The sequence below is a fragment of the Cedecea sp. B1(4) genome (assembly GCF_059414925.1).
Genome location: NZ_JCAHMZ010000006.1, coordinates 58,297 through 73,373 on the forward strand (window position 1 = coordinate 58,297; position 15,077 = coordinate 73,373).

Annotated in this window: 16 protein-coding genes and 2 tRNA genes; 7 read left to right on the plus strand and 11 right to left on the minus strand. The window is 55.0% G+C overall.

What is annotated here, in order from left to right:
- Positions 1–57: 57 nt before the first annotated feature.
- The 10 genes from ACR6JA_RS12925 to ACR6JA_RS12970 all read right to left on the minus strand — a co-directional run bounded on the left by ACR6JA_RS12925 (position 58) and on the right by ACR6JA_RS12970 (position 8,563).
- Positions 58–134 (minus strand) — tRNA-Arg (locus tag ACR6JA_RS12925).
- A gap of 4 nt (positions 135–138) precedes the next feature.
- Positions 139–231: transfer RNA gene (locus tag ACR6JA_RS12930), tRNA-Ser, on the minus strand.
- Positions 232–533: 302 nt separating this feature from the next.
- Complete coding sequence (csrA, locus tag ACR6JA_RS12935) at positions 534–719, minus strand: carbon storage regulator CsrA (protein ID WP_008458257.1); 186 nt, start codon at positions 717–719, stop codon at positions 534–536.
- A gap of 244 nt (positions 720–963) precedes the next feature.
- Positions 964–3,591 (minus strand): alanine--tRNA ligase, encoded by a 2,628-nt coding sequence (gene alaS, locus ACR6JA_RS12940; RefSeq protein WP_008458259.1) that lies wholly within the window; start codon positions 3,589–3,591, stop codon positions 964–966.
- Between the two features lie 139 nt (positions 3,592–3,730).
- Positions 3,731–4,246, minus strand: coding sequence for a regulatory protein RecX (locus ACR6JA_RS12945; protein WP_213716809.1), 516 nt, complete (start codon positions 4,244–4,246; stop codon positions 3,731–3,733).
- A 74-nt stretch (positions 4,247–4,320) separates the two neighbouring features.
- Complete coding sequence (gene recA, locus ACR6JA_RS12950; protein ID WP_008458263.1) at positions 4,321–5,385, minus strand: recombinase RecA; 1,065 nt, start codon at positions 5,383–5,385, stop codon at positions 4,321–4,323.
- Positions 5,386–5,470: 85 nt separating this feature from the next.
- Positions 5,471–5,980: a nicotinamide-nucleotide amidase gene (gene pncC, locus ACR6JA_RS12955; RefSeq protein ID WP_166868356.1), complete on the minus strand. Its 510-nt coding sequence runs from the start codon at positions 5,978–5,980 to the stop codon at positions 5,471–5,473.
- Between the two features lie 131 nt (positions 5,981–6,111).
- A complete protein-coding gene (locus tag ACR6JA_RS12960; protein ID WP_213716811.1) occupies positions 6,112–6,990 on the minus strand; it encodes a metal ABC transporter substrate-binding protein in 879 nt (292 codons plus the stop codon).
- Complete coding sequence (locus tag ACR6JA_RS12965; RefSeq protein WP_494493623.1) at positions 6,987–7,871, minus strand: metal ABC transporter permease; 885 nt, start codon at positions 7,869–7,871, stop codon at positions 6,987–6,989. The genes ACR6JA_RS12960 and ACR6JA_RS12965 overlap by 4 nt, the downstream gene beginning before the upstream one ends.
- Positions 7,868–8,563 carry a metal ABC transporter ATP-binding protein gene (locus ACR6JA_RS12970; RefSeq protein ID WP_494493624.1) on the minus strand — a complete coding sequence of 232 codons (696 nt, stop codon included), beginning with the start codon at positions 8,561–8,563 and terminating at the stop codon, positions 7,868–7,870. Before ACR6JA_RS12970 ends, ACR6JA_RS12965 begins: the two co-directional genes overlap by 4 nt.
- 401 nt (positions 8,564–8,964) lie before the next feature.
- Here ACR6JA_RS12970 and srlA point away from each other — a divergent pair, with 401 nt between their 5' ends.
- The 7 genes from srlA to gutQ all read left to right on the plus strand — a co-directional run bounded on the left by srlA (position 8,965) and on the right by gutQ (position 13,888).
- A complete protein-coding gene (gene srlA, locus ACR6JA_RS12975) occupies positions 8,965–9,513 on the plus strand; it encodes a PTS glucitol/sorbitol transporter subunit IIC (protein WP_008458272.1) in 549 nt (182 codons plus the stop codon).
- A gap of 9 nt (positions 9,514–9,522) precedes the next feature.
- Positions 9,523–10,491 (plus strand): PTS glucitol/sorbitol transporter subunit IIB, encoded by a 969-nt coding sequence (gene srlE, locus ACR6JA_RS12980; RefSeq protein WP_336709857.1) that lies wholly within the window; start codon positions 9,523–9,525, stop codon positions 10,489–10,491.
- 11 nt (positions 10,492–10,502) lie between these two features.
- The gene (gene srlB / locus ACR6JA_RS12985) at positions 10,503–10,865 is read left to right on the plus strand and encodes a PTS glucitol/sorbitol transporter subunit IIA (RefSeq protein ID WP_494493625.1); all 363 of its coding nucleotides are present in this window, start codon (positions 10,503–10,505) and stop codon (positions 10,863–10,865) included.
- Between the two features lie 29 nt (positions 10,866–10,894).
- Entirely contained in the window at positions 10,895–11,674 is a 780-nt protein-coding gene (gene srlD, locus ACR6JA_RS12990) for a sorbitol-6-phosphate dehydrogenase (RefSeq protein WP_008458279.1), read from the plus strand.
- A 57-nt stretch (positions 11,675–11,731) separates the two neighbouring features.
- Positions 11,732–12,091, plus strand: a complete 360-nt coding sequence (gutM, locus tag ACR6JA_RS12995; protein WP_494493626.1) for a transcriptional regulator GutM — start codon at positions 11,732–11,734, stop codon at positions 12,089–12,091.
- 68 nt (positions 12,092–12,159) lie between these two features.
- Complete coding sequence (gene srlR / locus ACR6JA_RS13000; RefSeq protein ID WP_213716824.1) at positions 12,160–12,945, plus strand: glucitol operon DNA-binding transcriptional repressor SrlR; 786 nt, start codon at positions 12,160–12,162, stop codon at positions 12,943–12,945.
- Positions 12,926–13,888, plus strand: a complete 963-nt coding sequence (gutQ, locus tag ACR6JA_RS13005) for an arabinose-5-phosphate isomerase GutQ (protein ID WP_213716826.1) — start codon at positions 12,926–12,928, stop codon at positions 13,886–13,888. Before srlR ends, gutQ begins: the two co-directional genes overlap by 20 nt.
- A 41-nt stretch (positions 13,889–13,929) precedes the next feature.
- On the opposite strand, the gene mltB is transcribed toward gutQ, so the two are convergent.
- Complete coding sequence (mltB, locus tag ACR6JA_RS13010; protein WP_034809051.1) at positions 13,930–15,006, minus strand: lytic murein transglycosylase B; 1,077 nt, start codon at positions 15,004–15,006, stop codon at positions 13,930–13,932.
- Between the last annotated feature and the right edge of the window lie 71 nt (positions 15,007–15,077).

Consider the following 15,077-nt stretch of genomic DNA (forward strand, 5'->3'; position numbering starts at 1 on the left):
ACTGCTTTTACTGCTGACTCAGTACTACCTACACTCTCAGGCAATACCGGAGAAGAATGGTGCATCCGGGAGGATTCGAACCTCCGACCGCTCGGTTCGTAGCCGAGTACTCTATCCAGCTGAGCTACGGATGCAAAATGGCGGTGAGGCGGGGATTCGAACCCCGGATGCAGCTTTTGACCGCATACTCCCTTAGCAGGGGAGCGCCTTCAGCCTCTCGGCCACCTCACCACACGCCTCTTTCGAGTGCTTCGAGTTACTCGTAAGAGCTTCTCGTCGCTGCGTGGCGCACATATTACTTTCTGGGACTTATAAGTCAAACAATTTTTCCCTACTCGCTATCGATTGCACAAATCACGCTCGATTAGCGTAATTTGGAGACAAAAAGAGTGTTTTATCAACAGGCAAACGGCAATACGCGCGCAGAAACGGCACGCTGATAAGCGAAGCAAAAATGACGTTAACGGGAGAGAAAGGAAACAGCAGGCAGAAGAGGTGCGCCTCGCTGTAGATTTCAGCGAGGCGCGATATTTTTAGAAATTCGTTTGCTGGGATTTTTCAGCCTGGATACGTTGGTAGATTTCTTCGCGGTGTACAGAGACTTCCTTCGGGGCGTTAACACCGATACGGACCTGGTTGCCTTTTACCCCAAGCACAGTCACGGTCACCTCATCCCCAATCATAAGGGTCTCACCAACTCGACGAGTCAGAATTAACATTCTTTGCTCCTTGAAAGATTAAAAGAGTCGGGTCTCTGTATCCCGGCATTATCCATCATATAACGCGAATTCGTAACGAATGACAAATAGATAACACGCACTCTGTCATAGCATTACACTCTGTTATATCTAAGTTTAGCCGATATACACAACTTCAACCTGACTTTATCATTATTGATAGTGTGTAAATGGTAGTACGCCATAACTGAGAACAGTTATGGCGCAATTACACTTTTAGTTATTTTCAGAGTTTTGCCGTAACCCAGGCCTCAACGCCGGCCAGTGCGCCCGGCAATGCCGCTGCGTCTGTACCACCCGCCTGAGCCATATCAGGACGACCGCCCCCTTTGCCGCCTACCTGCTGTGCAACCATCCCCACCAGTTCCCCCGCTTTCACGCGGTCGGTCACCTCTTTGGAGACACCAGCAATCAGAGACACTTTCCCTTCTGCCACGGTGGCCAGAACAATTACGGCGGAGCCGAGCTGATTTTTCAGGTCATCGACCATGGTGCGCAACATCTTAGGCTCGACGTTGCTCAGCTCGCTTACCAGTAATTTAACGCCTTTTACTTCAACCGCTTTGCTGGAGAGGTTTGCGCTCTCCTGCGAAGCCTGCTGTTCTTTCAACTGTTGCAGCTCTTTTTCCAGCTGGCGGGTACGTTCCAGCACCGAACGGACTTTCTCGTTCAGGTTCTGGCTGTCGCCTTTCAGCAGTTGAGCGATGTCGTGCAGCTGGTCGCTTTGCGCATGGAGATTGGCCAGTGCGCCTTCGCCAGTCACGGCTTCAATACGACGCACCCCAGCCGCCGTACCGGACTCCGCAACAATGCGGAACAGACCGATGTCGCCCGTACGGGATGCGTGAGTACCGCCACACAGCTCGGTGGAGAAGTCCCCCATGCTCAGCACACGCACGTGGTCATCATATTTCTCGCCAAACAGCGCCATTGCGCCCTTCGCTTTCGCTGCTTCGAGATCCATGACGTTGGTCTCAACAGGCAGGTTGCGGCGAATCTGCGCGTTAACGATATCTTCTACGGCGCGGATTTCAGCCGGCTTCATCGCTTCAAAATGAGAGAAGTCGAAGCGCAGGCCTTTGTCGTTTACCAAGGAGCCTTTCTGAGCAACATGGGTACCAAGTACCTGACGCAGTGCGGCATGCAGAAGGTGCGTTGCGGAGTGGTTCAGACGAATACGAGCGCGACGAGCTTCATCAACTTTCGCTTCCACGCTGTCGCCGACTTTCAGCACGCCGGAAACCAGCTTGCCCAGGTGGCCGATGGCCTGGCCGTATTTCTGAGTATCGCCAACCGCGAAATCAACGCCGTTACCTTTGACGGTACCTTTATCGCCAACCTGGCCGCCGGACTCACCATAGAATGGCGTCTCGTTCAGCACCACGACAGCATCCTGACCAGCAGTAATCTGGTCAACGGATTTGCCGTCAACGAACAGCGCGGTCACTTTCGCGTTCAGGTCGAGGCTGTCATAGCCTTTAAATTCAGACGCAGAATCCACGCGGATCATGCTGTTGTAGTCTGCGCCAAAACCGCTTGACTCGCGCGCGCGACGACGCTGCTCTTCCATTGCGGCTTCAAAGCCGGCTTCGTCAACTTTGATGTTGCGCTCGCGGCACACGTCAGCCGTCAGGTCCACAGGGAAGCCGTAGGTGTCATACAGGCGGAAAGCGGTTTCGCCATCCAGCGTGTCGCCCTTCAGCTTCGCCAGTTCGTCATCCAGCAGTGCGAGACCACGCTCCAGCGTGCGGGCAAACTGCTCTTCTTCGGTTTTCAGAACCTGCTCAACCAGCGCCTGCTGTTTGGCCAGCTCTTCGCCTGCGGAACCCATGACTTCGACTAGCGGGCCAACCAGCTTATAGAAGAAGGTGTCTTTCGCACCCAGCATGTTGCCGTGGCGAATAGCGCGACGAATGATGCGACGCAGAACGTAACCGCGGTTTTCGTTAGAAGGCGTTACACCATCCGCGATCAGGAATGCACATGAACGAATGTGGTCCGCAATAACGCGCAGGGATTTGTTCGACAGATCGGTCGCGCCGGTCACTTCGGCAACGGACTGAATCAGCTTTTTGAACAGGTCGATATCGTAGTTGGAATTAACGTGCTGCAGAACAGCTGCAATACGCTCCAGACCCATACCGGTATCTACAGAAGGTTTTGGCAGAGGCAGCATCGTGCCGTCGATCTGACGGTTGAACTGCATGAACACGATGTTCCAGATCTCAATGTAGCGATCGCCATCTTCTTCAGGACTTCCCGGAGGGCCGCCCCAAATGTGATCGCCATGATCGTAGAAAATCTCGGTGCAAGGACCGCAAGGGCCAGTGTCACCCATCTGCCAGAAGTTATCAGATGCGAAGGCTGCGCCTTTATTATCGCCAATGCGAATAATGCGCTCCCGCGGCACACCCACTTCTTTTTCCCAGATCTCATAGGCTTCGTCATCGGTCTCGTAGACGGTCACCCACAGGCGTTCTTTCGGCAGCGCAAACCAGTTTTCGCCAGTCAGCAGTTCCCAGGCAAAGTTAATCGCATCGTGTTTGAAATAGTCGCCAAAGCTGAAGTTACCCAGCATCTCGAAGAAGGTATGGTGACGCGCGGTGTAACCGACGTTTTCCAGATCGTTGTGCTTGCCGCCTGCGCGGACACAACGCTGAGACGTTGTAGCGCGGGAATAGTTACGTTTGTCGAGGCCCAGGAAAACATCCTTGAACTGGTTCATCCCGGCATTGGTAAACAGCAAAGTCGGATCGTTGTTCGGGACCAGGGAGCTACTCGCTACAACCTGGTGGCCTTTACTATGGAAAAAATCGAGAAACGCCTGACGGATCTCAGCGGTGCTCTTGCTCATAATTATCCTGGAATCAAGCTAACGAAGAGTTGTAAAGCTGCCATGACGGCCGTAACGCAGACGGCTCAGGCCAGCTTACCTGGAAAAAAGTGGGAATAAGATAAGTTTTCTGGCGAGGGAAGTAAAATCCAGTGTGGCCCTAATCAGCAAAATTTCGCCAGATCTCCTGAATGTCTTCCATAAAGAAGCCACGATAGAGAAGAAAACGCTGCACTTTCGCCTTCATCTGCCACTCTGTTGGCAGCGGCGAGCCAAATTTGCGTTCGGCCAGTTCGCGCGCCAGCGGCTGCCAGTCAATCTCACAGGCCATCATCGCAGACTCCCCAATGGCCCGTTCGATGCCCTTTTGCTTCAGTTCTTGCCGAATACGCTGCGGTCCATACCCTTTCCGACTGCGGCTGGCAATAAAACGTGACGCAAACTGCACGTCGTCCAGCCAGCGGTGTTCGTAACACCAGGCAATAACCTTATCAATATCTTCCTGAGTGACCTCAGGCTCGTCCTCTTTAGCAAATTTTGCCGCAAAGGCAGAAGGCGTTGCCAGCTTACGGCGCAGCTCATATTCGCTGTGGTCACGCATGGCAAGAATACGGGTCGCCTTATCTAAAAGGCGGGCAAAAGGGCTGCGGCGGGGAGAAGCGGTGTTGTCGGACATAGGGTCGTGTGGCAAAGATCGATATCAGGAGAGAGAAAGCACAAAGGGCCACGTTAGCAGCCCTTTGTCTTTTTTTAGAAGTCTTCGTTAGTTTCGACCGCATCTTCGTCGTGGTCATCAACCGTGAAGTCCGGCGTGCTGTCCTGGTTATTCAGCAGCATTTCGCGCAGTTTCTTCTCAATTTCTTCCGCCATCGGCTTGTTCTCTTTCAGGAAGTTGCTGGCGTTTGCCTTGCCCTGACCGATTTTTTCACCGTTGTAGCTGTACCATGCACCCGCTTTTTCAATCAGCTTGTGCTTCACGCCGAGGTCAACCAGCTCACCGTAGAAGTTGATGCCTTCGCCGTAGAGGATTTGGAATTCAGCCTGTTTAAATGGCGCGGCAATTTTGTTTTTCACTACCTTCACGCGGGTTTCGCTACCGACGACGTTTTCGCCATCCTTCACTGCACCGATACGACGAATGTCGAGACGGACAGACGCGTAGAATTTCAGCGCGTTACCACCGGTCGTGGTTTCCGGGTTACCGAACATCACGCCAATTTTCATACGGATCTGGTTGATGAAGATCAGCAGCGTGTTGGACTGTTTCAGGTTACCCGCCAGCTTACGCATTGCCTGGCTCATCATACGTGCCGCAAGGCCCATGTGAGAGTCGCCGATTTCACCTTCGATTTCCGCTTTCGGCGTCAGCGCCGCAACGGAGTCAACGATGATGACGTCAACCGCACCTGAACGTGCCAGCGCGTCACAGATTTCCAGCGCCTGCTCACCGGTATCCGGCTGGGAACACAGCAAGTTGTCGATATCAACGCCCAGCTTTTTGGCATAAACCGGGTCCAGCGCGTGCTCGGCATCGATGAACGCACAGGTTTTACCGCTTCGCTGTGCGGCCGCAATAACCTGCAGGGTCAGCGTTGTTTTACCGGAAGATTCAGGCCCGTAAATTTCTACGATACGGCCCATTGGCAGGCCGCCGGCGCCCAGCGCGATATCCAGAGAAAGTGAACCGGTAGAGATCGTTTCCACGTCCATGGAGCGGTCTTCACCCAAGCGCATGATGGAGCCTTTACCAAATTGCTTTTCAATCTGGCCCAGTGCTGCCGCTAACGCCTTCTGTTTGTTTTCGTCGATAGCCATTTCTACTCCTGTCATGCTGAGTGATGCGATAATTCGCAACCCCGCGTTCTCAATACTGTTTCGTTGAGGCAATTATACTGTACAGTCATACAGTATCAAGTTTATTTTTTAGAAAATCGTCCCATAGGCTCTGTAGGGCGAATTCCGTGGCCTGGCGGCGAACGGCATCGCGGTCGCCGTCAAAGCGCTGCACTTTTGCCAGCGTTCTGCCGTGCTTATCCGCAAAACCAAACCACACCGTACCGACCGGTTTTTCTGGCGTGCCGCCATCTGGCCCGGCGATACCGCTGACAGAAACCGCATAATCCGCTTTCGCAGCGGCAAGCGCTCCCTGAGCCATCTCAAGCACCACGCCTTTACTGACGGCGCCATAGGCTTCCAGCGTGGTTTCGTTCACGCCGATCAGCTGATGTTTGGCTTCATTGCTGTAGGTCACAAAGCCCCGCTCAAACCAGGCTGAGCTGCCGGCAACGTCAGTAATCACTTTCGCGATCCAGCCGCCGGTACAAGATTCTGCAGTAGTCACGGTGGCCCCAAGCTGCCCAAGGCCATTCCCTACCCGCTGGCTTAGCTCAAACAATGCGCTGTCTGTCATGCTGGCTCCGATTGTAGACATATCATTAGCCAACACGATAGCACTTTACGGGCGTTGCAGGGGATTACATCGGGATACTCGGGAAGGATTCCAGAAATGGAACGGCCAGCGAAAGCTGGCCGGGAGAAAAACTACTTCATGCTGTTGGCGATGGTGTTCACGTTGTGCTTGAACGCCTTTTCGTAGGTACTTGCCGGGCCGCCTGGGCCTGAAAGCGCCTCAGGATAAAGCTCACCGCCGGGCTTAGCGCCGGTCGCGCTGGCAATTTGCTTCACCAGACGTGGGTCGGTCTGATTTTCGATGAAGTAGGTTGAGATATGTTCATCTTTCAACTGTTTAATCAGAGATGCAACGTCGCTGGCGCTGGCCTGAGCTTCAGTGGAAAAGCCCACTGGGGCCAGGAACGTGACGCCGTAAGCCTCGCCAAAGTAGCCAAATGCATCATGGCTGGTCAGTACCTTGCGTTTAGCCTGCGGCACATCCGCAAAGCGTTTTTTCGCCCAGTCGTCTAGCTGCTTCAGGCGAGCTGCATAGCTATCGCCGCTTTTACGGATAGCCGCTGCATCCTGTGGATCGGCAGCAACCAGCGCCGCAGAGATATTTTCGGCGTAGATTGCCCCGTTTGCCGCGCTGTTCCACGCATGTGGGTCAGTGATTGATTTACCGTCTTCTTCCATGCTGCGGGTGTTAATCCCCTGGGAAGCCACGATAACTTTGCCCTTGTAGCCGGACGCAGTCACCAGGCGATCCATCCACCCTTCCATGCCGAGCCCGCTCACAATCACCACATCCGCATTACGCAGCGCGACACTGTCTTTCGGCGAAGGTTCAAAGCTATGCGGGTCGCCATCCGGCCCCACCAGGCTGGTGACTTTGACGTGGTCGCCGCCAACCTGTTTAGCCATGTCGGCCAGCACGGTAAAACTTGCCACTACATTCAGCGTTTTCGCTGCAGCCATCTGGCTGGAGAGCGCCAGAGCCAGCGCAATACCAATCCCTAAACGTTTCATTTAACCCCCTTTATGATTGCCAATTTCCTACGCAGCAGGCTCCCTGCAAGCACGCTGCGCGGTCCGAAAAGTATTGAGATAAAGAATGCGACGCTCGCGGTAAGCACAATGGCCGGCCCGGCGGGTAACGAGGCGTAGAAAGACCACACCAGCCCTAACCAGGCACAAATCAGGCCACACACCACGGCAAGAGCGATCGAGCCCGGCAATGTATTAGCCCAGCAGCGCGCGGCAATGGCGGGGAGCATCATCAGGCCAACGGACATTAATGTGCCGAGGATTTGGAAACCGGCCACCAGGTTAAGCACCAGCAGCGCCAAAAACGTGCCGTGTATCAGCGACGGCAGCAGCCGGTTGTTCACCTGTAAAAAGCTGCGGTCAAACGACTCCAGCACCAGGCCGCGATAAAGCAGCGCCAGTGCAATCAGCGTCACGCTTGCAATGAGCCCCACAAACTTAATAGCCTCACCATCCACGGCGAGAATTGAGCCAAATAGCAGGTGCAGCAGGTCAACGCTTGAACCGCGCAATGATATCAACGTCACGCCGAGTGCCAGCGACCCAAGGTAGAATCCGGCAAAGCTGGCATCTTCTTTTAACGGCGTCCGGGCGCTAACCCAGCCGGAAAGTAAAGCCACCAGCACGCCAGCGACAAACCCACCAATGCCCATTGCCACCAGAGACATACCGGCAACCAGATAACCCACGGCAACGCCGGGTAAAATGGCATGAGAAAGCGCGTCACCCACCAGACTCATACGACGAAGCAGAAGAAAAATGCCGAGCGGAACGGTACTCAGAGAAAGCGACAGGCAGGCCACCAGCGCGCGGCGCATAAAGCCGTAAGCCACAAACGGCTCAATAAAAAGGTGATAAATCATGCAGTTTGTACCAGGCGTGGGCGAAAGGAAGCATATTGCGCTAAGGCTTCGTCGGCGTTACCCCACTGGTAACCCTCCGGGGTGAGCAGCAAGACTTCAGGAAAATGCCGGCGTACCAGCTCGTTGTTATGCAGCACGCTGATAAGCGTCTTGCCATCCCGGTGCATCTGGCACATCAGTTCCATTAAAAATTCACTGGTCTGCGCATCCACGCCGGTGAACGGCTCATCAAGCAGGACCAGCGGTGCGTCCTGAACCAGCAGGCGAGCAAACAGCATGCGTTGAAACTGTCCCCCTGAGAGCACATCAATCGGCCGCAGGTAATGCTCACTTAATCCCACGCGCTCAATCGCTTCCAGCACGCGTTCACGGTGCTGGCGACGAAGGCCGGAAAACAGCCCGCGTCCCGGCCAGCTCCCCATACAAACCACGTCATAAACCGTGGCGGGAAATTGCCGATCCATCTCCCCTAACTGCGGTAGCCAGGCAATTCGCGGGCGCATATTGTCCTGAAACTTTACGCTGCCAGAAATGGGAGGCAGTAGCCCGGCCAGGGTTTTTAACAACGTCGATTTACCGCAGCCGTTCGCCCCGATCACTGCCGTCATGCTGCCGCGCCGGAATTGGCCGCTGAGAGCCGACACCACTACGTTGCCGTAATAGCCCAGCTCGAGATTCTGCAATTCGATCATGGCAGGATAACCGCCCAATGAATGGCGCCCCACAGGCCGAGGATCAGCAGCGCGACAAGGGCTGCGCGAAGCAGCCCGGAAAGGCTGAACAGTGAAGAAGGAGCTGTAACAGGCATACCGGCACCAATATTGTTTCGTTATAACATAACATAATCTACCCAATAGTCCTTGTAAATTCCTGTTTTACACCTCGGCATAAACGAACCCTCAATCAAGCACATTTTCCCCTTCGGTCAATCAGAACGTCATTCTTTTACCTTTTTCATCACCCAATAATCTTTCAAACTGATAGGTTTATATTTCACAATGAGATCCAAATAACATATTTACGCATTTCAAAATGATTAATATGAACCACCACCGGGAACAGCGGTGAGCAGATAACCCTACAGGAGACAGAAATGATCGACATGATTACCCACGGGGCGGAGTGGTTTATTGGCCTGTTTCAGAAAGGCGGAGAGGTCTTTACCGGTATGGTTACCGGCATTCTCCCTCTGCTGATAAGCCTGCTGGTGATAATGAACGCGCTGATTAACTTTATCGGCCAGCACCGCATTGAACGCATGGCGCAGCGCTGCGCCGGCAACCCAGTTTCGCGTTACCTCTTGCTGCCCTGCATCGGCACTTTCGTGTTCTGCAATCCGATGACGCTAAGTCTGGGGCGCTTTATGCCTGAGAAGTACAAGCCGAGCTATTACGCCGCGGCGTCGTATAGCTGCCATTCCATGAACGGCCTGTTCCCCCACATCAATCCTGGCGAACTGTTTGTTTATCTGGGGATTGCCAGCGGGTTAACGACGCTGGGCCTGCCGCTGGCCCCGCTTGCAGTGAGCTATTTGCTGGTTGGGCTGGTTACCAACTTCTTCCGCGGCTGGATAACCGATCTCACCACCTCGATTTTCGAGAAAAAAATGGGCATTGAGCTGGAACGCCAGGTCCGCCTTTAAGGAAAAATCATGACTCAAAGCATTCGTATTGAAAAAGGCCAGGGTGGATGGGGTGGGCCGCTGATCGTCCCGGTCGATCCGAGCAAAAAGATCGTTTACATCACGGCGGGCACACGCCCGGCAATCGTCGACAAGTTAAGCGAAATGACAGGCTGCCAGGCGGTAGACGGTTTTAAAGACGGCGAGCCGCCGGAGGCAGAAATCGCGCTGGCAATCATAGACTGCGGGGGCACGCTGCGCTGTGGGCTCTACCCCAAACGCCGCATCCCGACCATCAATATCCACGCCACCGGCAAATCCGGTCCCCTGGCGCAGTACATCGTTGAAGATATTTACGTTTCAGGCGTCCGGGAAGAAAACATTAGCTGGGCCGATGGCGAACCGCAGGCCGAACGCAAACCTGCACCAGCTAGGGACTACGACGCCAGCAAAAAAATCACCGAACAAAGCGACGGCCTGCTGGCCAAAGTCGGTATGGGAATGGGTTCAGCCGTCGCCGTGCTGTTTCAGGCGGGACGCGACACTATCGACACGGTTCTGAAAACAATTCTGCCTTTTATGGCCTTCGTGTCTGCGCTGATTGGCATTATCATGGCGTCCGGCTTAGGGGACTGGATTGCCCACGGCCTGGCCCCGCTGGCCAACAACCCCCTCGGCCTGATTACGCTCGCTCTCATTTGTTCCTTCCCCCTGCTGTCACCTTTCCTCGGCCCGGGGGCGGTGATTGCGCAGGTCATCGGCGTGCTGATTGGGGTGCAGATTGGCCTCGGACATATCCCTCCTCACCTGGCGCTGCCCGCGCTGTTCGCCATTAACGCCCAGGCCGCCTGCGATTTTATTCCTGTTGGCCTGTCTCTGGCAGAAGCCCGGCAGGAAACGGTACGCGTCGGCGTGCCTTCTGTGCTGGTCGGGCGCTTTTTAACGGGCGCCCCCACCGTGTTAATCGCCTGGCTGGTGTCCGGCTTCATCTACCAATAAAGGAAAGCCCTATGCAGATCATTTACCAGACCACCATCATCCAGATTGGAGAGTGCGCGCGCGAGGCGCTGGCAGACAACATGCTTATTACCTTTCGGGAGGGCGCCCCGGCGGATATTCAGGATTACTGCTTTATCCACTGCCACGGCGAGCTGACCGGCCAGCTAAAGCCAGGTATCCACTTTGAACTCAATGGCCAGCATTACGCCGTCACCGCCGTCGGCGACGTGGCCCAGCAAAACTTGCAGGAGCTCGGGCACATCACCCTGCGCTTCGATGGTGAAGCACGGGCGGAATACCCAGGCACCGTACACGTCAATGGCCCGCTGCCTCAGGGCATTAAACCCGGCTGCCAGCTGAAGTTTGTTGCATAAACATTGTCATTTAATCAAAGGAGTAAAACATGAATCAGGTTGCCGTTGTCATCGGTGGGGGACAAACGCTCGGGGCGTTTCTCTGCCATGGGCTGGCCCAGGAAGGCTACAAAGTTGCCGTGGTGGATATTCAAAGTGAGAAAGCGGCCCGCGTCGCGCAGGAAATTAACGACCAGTACGGGCCGGGTTCTGCCTGGGGATTTGGCTCGGACGCCACCAGCGAGCAAAGCGTTACCGCGCTGGCTCACGGCGTGGATGAGATTTTTGGCCAGGTCGATTTGCTGGTTTACAGTGCGGGCATCGCCAAAGCGGCGTTTATTGGTGATTTCGCTCTGGGGGATTTTGACCGCTCGCTGCAGGTAAATCTTGTGGGCTACTTCCTGTGCGCCAGGGAGTTCTCCCGCCTGATGATCCGCGACGGGATTAAAGGCCGCATCATCCAGATTAACTCTAAGTCCGGCAAGGTCGGCAGCAAGCACAACTCCGGCTACAGCGCGGCGAAATTTGGTGGCGTGGGGCTGACGCAATCTCTTGCTCTTGATCTGGCGGAATACGGCATCACGGTGCATGCGCTCATGTTGGGTAACCTGCTCAAGTCGCCAATGTTCCAGTCTCTGCTGCCGCAGTACGCGGAAAAACTCGGCATTCCTGCTGACGAAGTAGAGCAATACTACATCGACAAGGTCCCCTTAAAACGCGGCTGTGACTATCAGGACGTGCTTAACACGCTCCTGTTTTACGCCAGCGATAAAGCCTCTTACTGTACCGGACAGTCGATCAACGTCACCGGCGGGCAGGTTATGTTTTAACTATCAGGTCACCGGTTGCCTCTGGCCCTCAGCCAGAGGCTGCCCAAAGGAGGATACATGATGAATGCACTGATCGCCCTGGCGGCGCTCGCCTGGCTAAGCCAGCTACTGCTCGGCGGCTGGCAAATTCGCCGTTTTAATCGGGCCTTTGACCGGCTCTGCCAGCAGGGTACCGTTGGTGTTGGCCGTTCATCCGGGCGTTTTCGGCCCAGAGTGGTCATTGCCCTCGCCTTTGATGAGCGGCAAAACGTCCGCGACAGCCTGATAATGAAAGGCCTGACGGTTTTTGCCCTCCCACAGCCTGTAATGCAGTTACACGGCATGAATCGGCAGGAATTGCAGCCCGATGTGATCTTTCCCCATGATCGTGATTGTCAGAATGCTCTATCATTAGCGCTTAAACTGAAACAGGGTTAATTTCGTTTCGAATGCTTATTGCTTGCGAAATTACCGAATCGAAATTTATTGCAAGGTAATAAGAGCCTATGAAACCACGTCAGCGACAGGCGGCGATCCTGGAACATCTGCAAAAGCAGGGAAAATGCTCGGTGGAAGATCTCGCCCAGCATTTTCAAACCACCGGCACCACGATCCGTAAAGATTTGGTGCTGCTTGAAACGGCTGGCACCGTGATTCGCACCTATGGCGGCGTAGTGCTCAGTAAAGACGAACCCGATCCGCCCATTGACCACAAAACGCTGATCAATACGCAGCAAAAACAGCAAATTGCCGAGGCAGCGGTCAAGTACATCCACGATGGCGATTCCATTATTCTGGATGCGGGCAGCACCGTTTTGCAGCTGGTCCCGCTGCTCCAGCACTTCAATAACATTACGGTGATGACCAACAGCCTGCATATCGTCAACGCGCTGTCTGAGCTGGACAACGAACAAACCATCCTAATGCCCGGCGGCACCTTCCGTAAGAAATCAGCCTCGTTTCATGGCCAACTGGCGGAAAACGCCTTCGAACACTTCAGCTTTGACAGGCTCTTCATGGGCACCGATGGCATCGATCTCACCGCCGGGGTCACAACCTACAACGAGGTTTATACCGTCAGCAAAGCGATGTGCAACGCGGCGCGTGAAGTGATCCTGATGGCCGACTCCTCAAAGTTTGGCCGCAAAAGCCCGAATATTGTCTGCGGGCTGGAGAGAGTCGATACCATCATCACCGACGGCGGCATTAGCCACGAATTCCTCACCGCGCTGCGTGAAAAAGGCGTGAAAGTGATTGTTACCGGAGAAGAAGATGAATCAGCGAATGATTGACGCCGCGCGAGAAACCCTGCTGCTGGAATTACAGGAAGCGAGCCGCCTGCCGGACAGACTTGGCGAAGATTTTGTCGCCGCCGCCAACGCCGTGCTCACCTGTCAGGGGAAAGTGATTGTTTCCGGCATGGGCAAGTCCGGGCATATCGGAAAGAAAATTGCCGCCACCTTTGCCAGCACCGGCACGCCCGCCTTCTTCGTTCACCCCGCCGAAGCGTTACACGGCGATTTGGGGATGATCGAAAGCCGCGACATCCTGCTGTTTATCTCCTATTCCGGCCATGCGAAAGAGCTGGATTTAATTATTCCTCGCCTGCAGGAAAAGGCCGTTAAGCTGATTGCTATTACCGGCAAAGCTGAGTCGCCGCTGGCGAAAGCGGCCTTTGCCACCGTAGATATTTCGGTAGAGCGTGAAGCCTGCCCGATGCGCCTTGCGCCGACCTCCAGCGCGGTTAATACATTAATGATGGGGGATGCACTGGCCATGGCCGTCATGCAGGAGCGCGGCTTTAACGAAGAGGACTTTGCGCGTTCACACCCTGCCGGTGCGTTAGGCGCCCGTTTGTTAAATCGGGTTCATCATCTGATGCGCACCCACGAGCAGCTCCCACAGGTGGCGGACAGCGCCTCCGTCATGGATGCCATGCTGGAGCTAAGCCGCACAGGCCTGGGGCTGGTTGCCGTCTGCGACAAAGCGCAGCAAGTTGCCGGCGTCTTTACCGATGGCGACCTGCGTCGCTGGCTAGTGGGCGGCGGTAAGCTGGAAGCCGGAATCAAAGATGCCATGACGAAGAATGGCACGGTGCTAAATGCCGAAACCCGGGCGATAGATGCCAAAGAGATGCTGATGAAAAAACGCATTAGCGCGGCACCGGTCGTGGATGAAAACGGCAGGCTGCTGGGGGCAATTAACCTGCATGATTTTCACCAGGCAGGTATTTGAGAAACGCCTTTATCGCCCCCAAACGGGGGCGATAAAACGTATTACTGAACGCGAGCCAGCGCGACGGCCTGCCCTAATTGCCACACCGCCATCGCGTAGTGGGTGCTGTGGTTGTAGCGGGTAATGGCGTAGAAGTTTGGCAGCCCGTACCAGTACTGATAACGGTCGCCCATATCCAGGCGCAGCAGGCTCACTTCCTGATGGTTGCCCAAAGCACCCTGCGGGCTCAGGCCGGACTGGCCCAGCGCCGCCACGGAGTATTTGGTGTTGAAGCCGTTAGCCAGCCCCGGTACCTGCCCATTGGCCGGCACGGCAACCATGTCGCCCTTTTCCCAGCCGTGCGCTTTGAAATAGTTCGCCACGCTGCCGATAGCATCTTCCGGATCCCATAGGTTCACGTGCCCGTCGCCGTTGAAGTCCACCGCGTACTCTTTGAATGAGGAAGGCATGAACTGCCCGTAGCCCATTGCTCCGGCGAAGGAGCCTTTCAGCGCCAGCGGATCGTCCCCTTCATTACGCGCCATCAGCAGGAAGGTTTCCAGCTCACCAGCAAAGTATTGCGCGCGGCGCGGGTAGGCAAAGGCGAGCGTCGCGAGAGCATCCACAATGCGCGTTTTCCCCATCACGCGGCCCCAGCGGGTTTCAACCCCGATGATCCCGACGATGATTTCCGGCGGTACGCCATAAACCTGGTACGCGCGGTTCAGGGCTGATTCATACTGGTTCCAGAACTTAACGCCGTTTTGTACATTATCCGGCGTGATGAATTTAGCGCGATAGCGTAGCCACGCCCCGTTCGGCCCGGCTGGCGGTGCGGTTGTCGGTGCCTGCTGATCCATCAGGCGCAGCACGTAATCCAGGCGTTTGGCCTGGGACAACACTTCATGCAGCTGGCGACGGTCAAAACCATGCTCATTCACCATTTTGTCGATGAACTTCTCTGCTTCCGGGTTGTAGGCAAAATCACCGGTTTGCATAAAGACATCGTGCTGCGGCTGGAGCAGGAAACCGCCAGACGGCGTGCCGCTGGTTGTCTGCTGCTCGGCGGTTTTCGGCTTACTGCTACAGGCGGAGAGTAAAACCAGCATAGGAAGAAGTGCTGCGGCTGAATAACGCATCTGATGGGCTGTCCCTGTGAATGTTCGCGAAAGTTTCGCAATAATGGTAATCCATAATCACTCATCTGAGT

What these genes read in the sequence shown, in the direction of transcription:
- csrA (WP_008458257.1), bottom strand. Translation starts at nt 719, where the DNA reads ATGTTAATTCTGACTCGTCGAGTTGGTGAGACCCTTATGATTGGGGAT.
- alaS (WP_008458259.1), bottom strand. Translation starts at nt 3,591, where the DNA reads ATGAGCAAGAGCACCGCTGAGATCCGTCAGGCGTTTCTCGATTTTTTC.
- ACR6JA_RS12945 (WP_213716809.1), bottom strand. Translation starts at nt 4,246, where the DNA reads ATGTCCGACAACACCGCTTCTCCCCGCCGCAGCCCTTTTGCCCGCCTT.
- recA (WP_008458263.1), bottom strand. Translation starts at nt 5,385, where the DNA reads ATGGCTATCGACGAAAACAAACAGAAGGCGTTAGCGGCAGCACTGGGC.
- pncC (WP_166868356.1), bottom strand. Translation starts at nt 5,980, where the DNA reads ATGACAGACAGCGCATTGTTTGAGCTAAGCCAGCGGGTAGGGAATGGC.
- ACR6JA_RS12960 (WP_213716811.1), bottom strand. Translation starts at nt 6,990, where the DNA reads ATGAAACGTTTAGGGATTGGTATTGCGCTGGCTCTGGCGCTCTCCAGC.
- ACR6JA_RS12965 (WP_494493623.1), bottom strand. Translation starts at nt 7,871, where the DNA reads ATGATTTATCACCTTTTTATTGAGCCGTTTGTGGCTTACGGCTTTATG.
- ACR6JA_RS12970 (WP_494493624.1), bottom strand. Translation starts at nt 8,563, where the DNA reads ATGATCGAATTGCAGAATCTCGAGCTGGGCTATTACGGCAACGTAGTG.
- srlA (WP_008458272.1), top strand. Translation starts at nt 8,965, where the DNA reads ATGATCGACATGATTACCCACGGGGCGGAGTGGTTTATTGGCCTGTTT.
- srlE (WP_336709857.1), top strand. Translation starts at nt 9,523, where the DNA reads ATGACTCAAAGCATTCGTATTGAAAAAGGCCAGGGTGGATGGGGTGGG.
- srlB (WP_494493625.1), top strand. Translation starts at nt 10,503, where the DNA reads ATGCAGATCATTTACCAGACCACCATCATCCAGATTGGAGAGTGCGCG.
- srlD (WP_008458279.1), top strand. Translation starts at nt 10,895, where the DNA reads ATGAATCAGGTTGCCGTTGTCATCGGTGGGGGACAAACGCTCGGGGCG.
- gutM (WP_494493626.1), top strand. Translation starts at nt 11,732, where the DNA reads ATGATGAATGCACTGATCGCCCTGGCGGCGCTCGCCTGGCTAAGCCAG.
- srlR (WP_213716824.1), top strand. Translation starts at nt 12,160, where the DNA reads ATGAAACCACGTCAGCGACAGGCGGCGATCCTGGAACATCTGCAAAAG.
- gutQ (WP_213716826.1), top strand. Translation starts at nt 12,926, where the DNA reads ATGAATCAGCGAATGATTGACGCCGCGCGAGAAACCCTGCTGCTGGAA.
- mltB (WP_034809051.1), bottom strand. Translation starts at nt 15,006, where the DNA reads ATGCGTTATTCAGCCGCAGCACTTCTTCCTATGCTGGTTTTACTCTCC.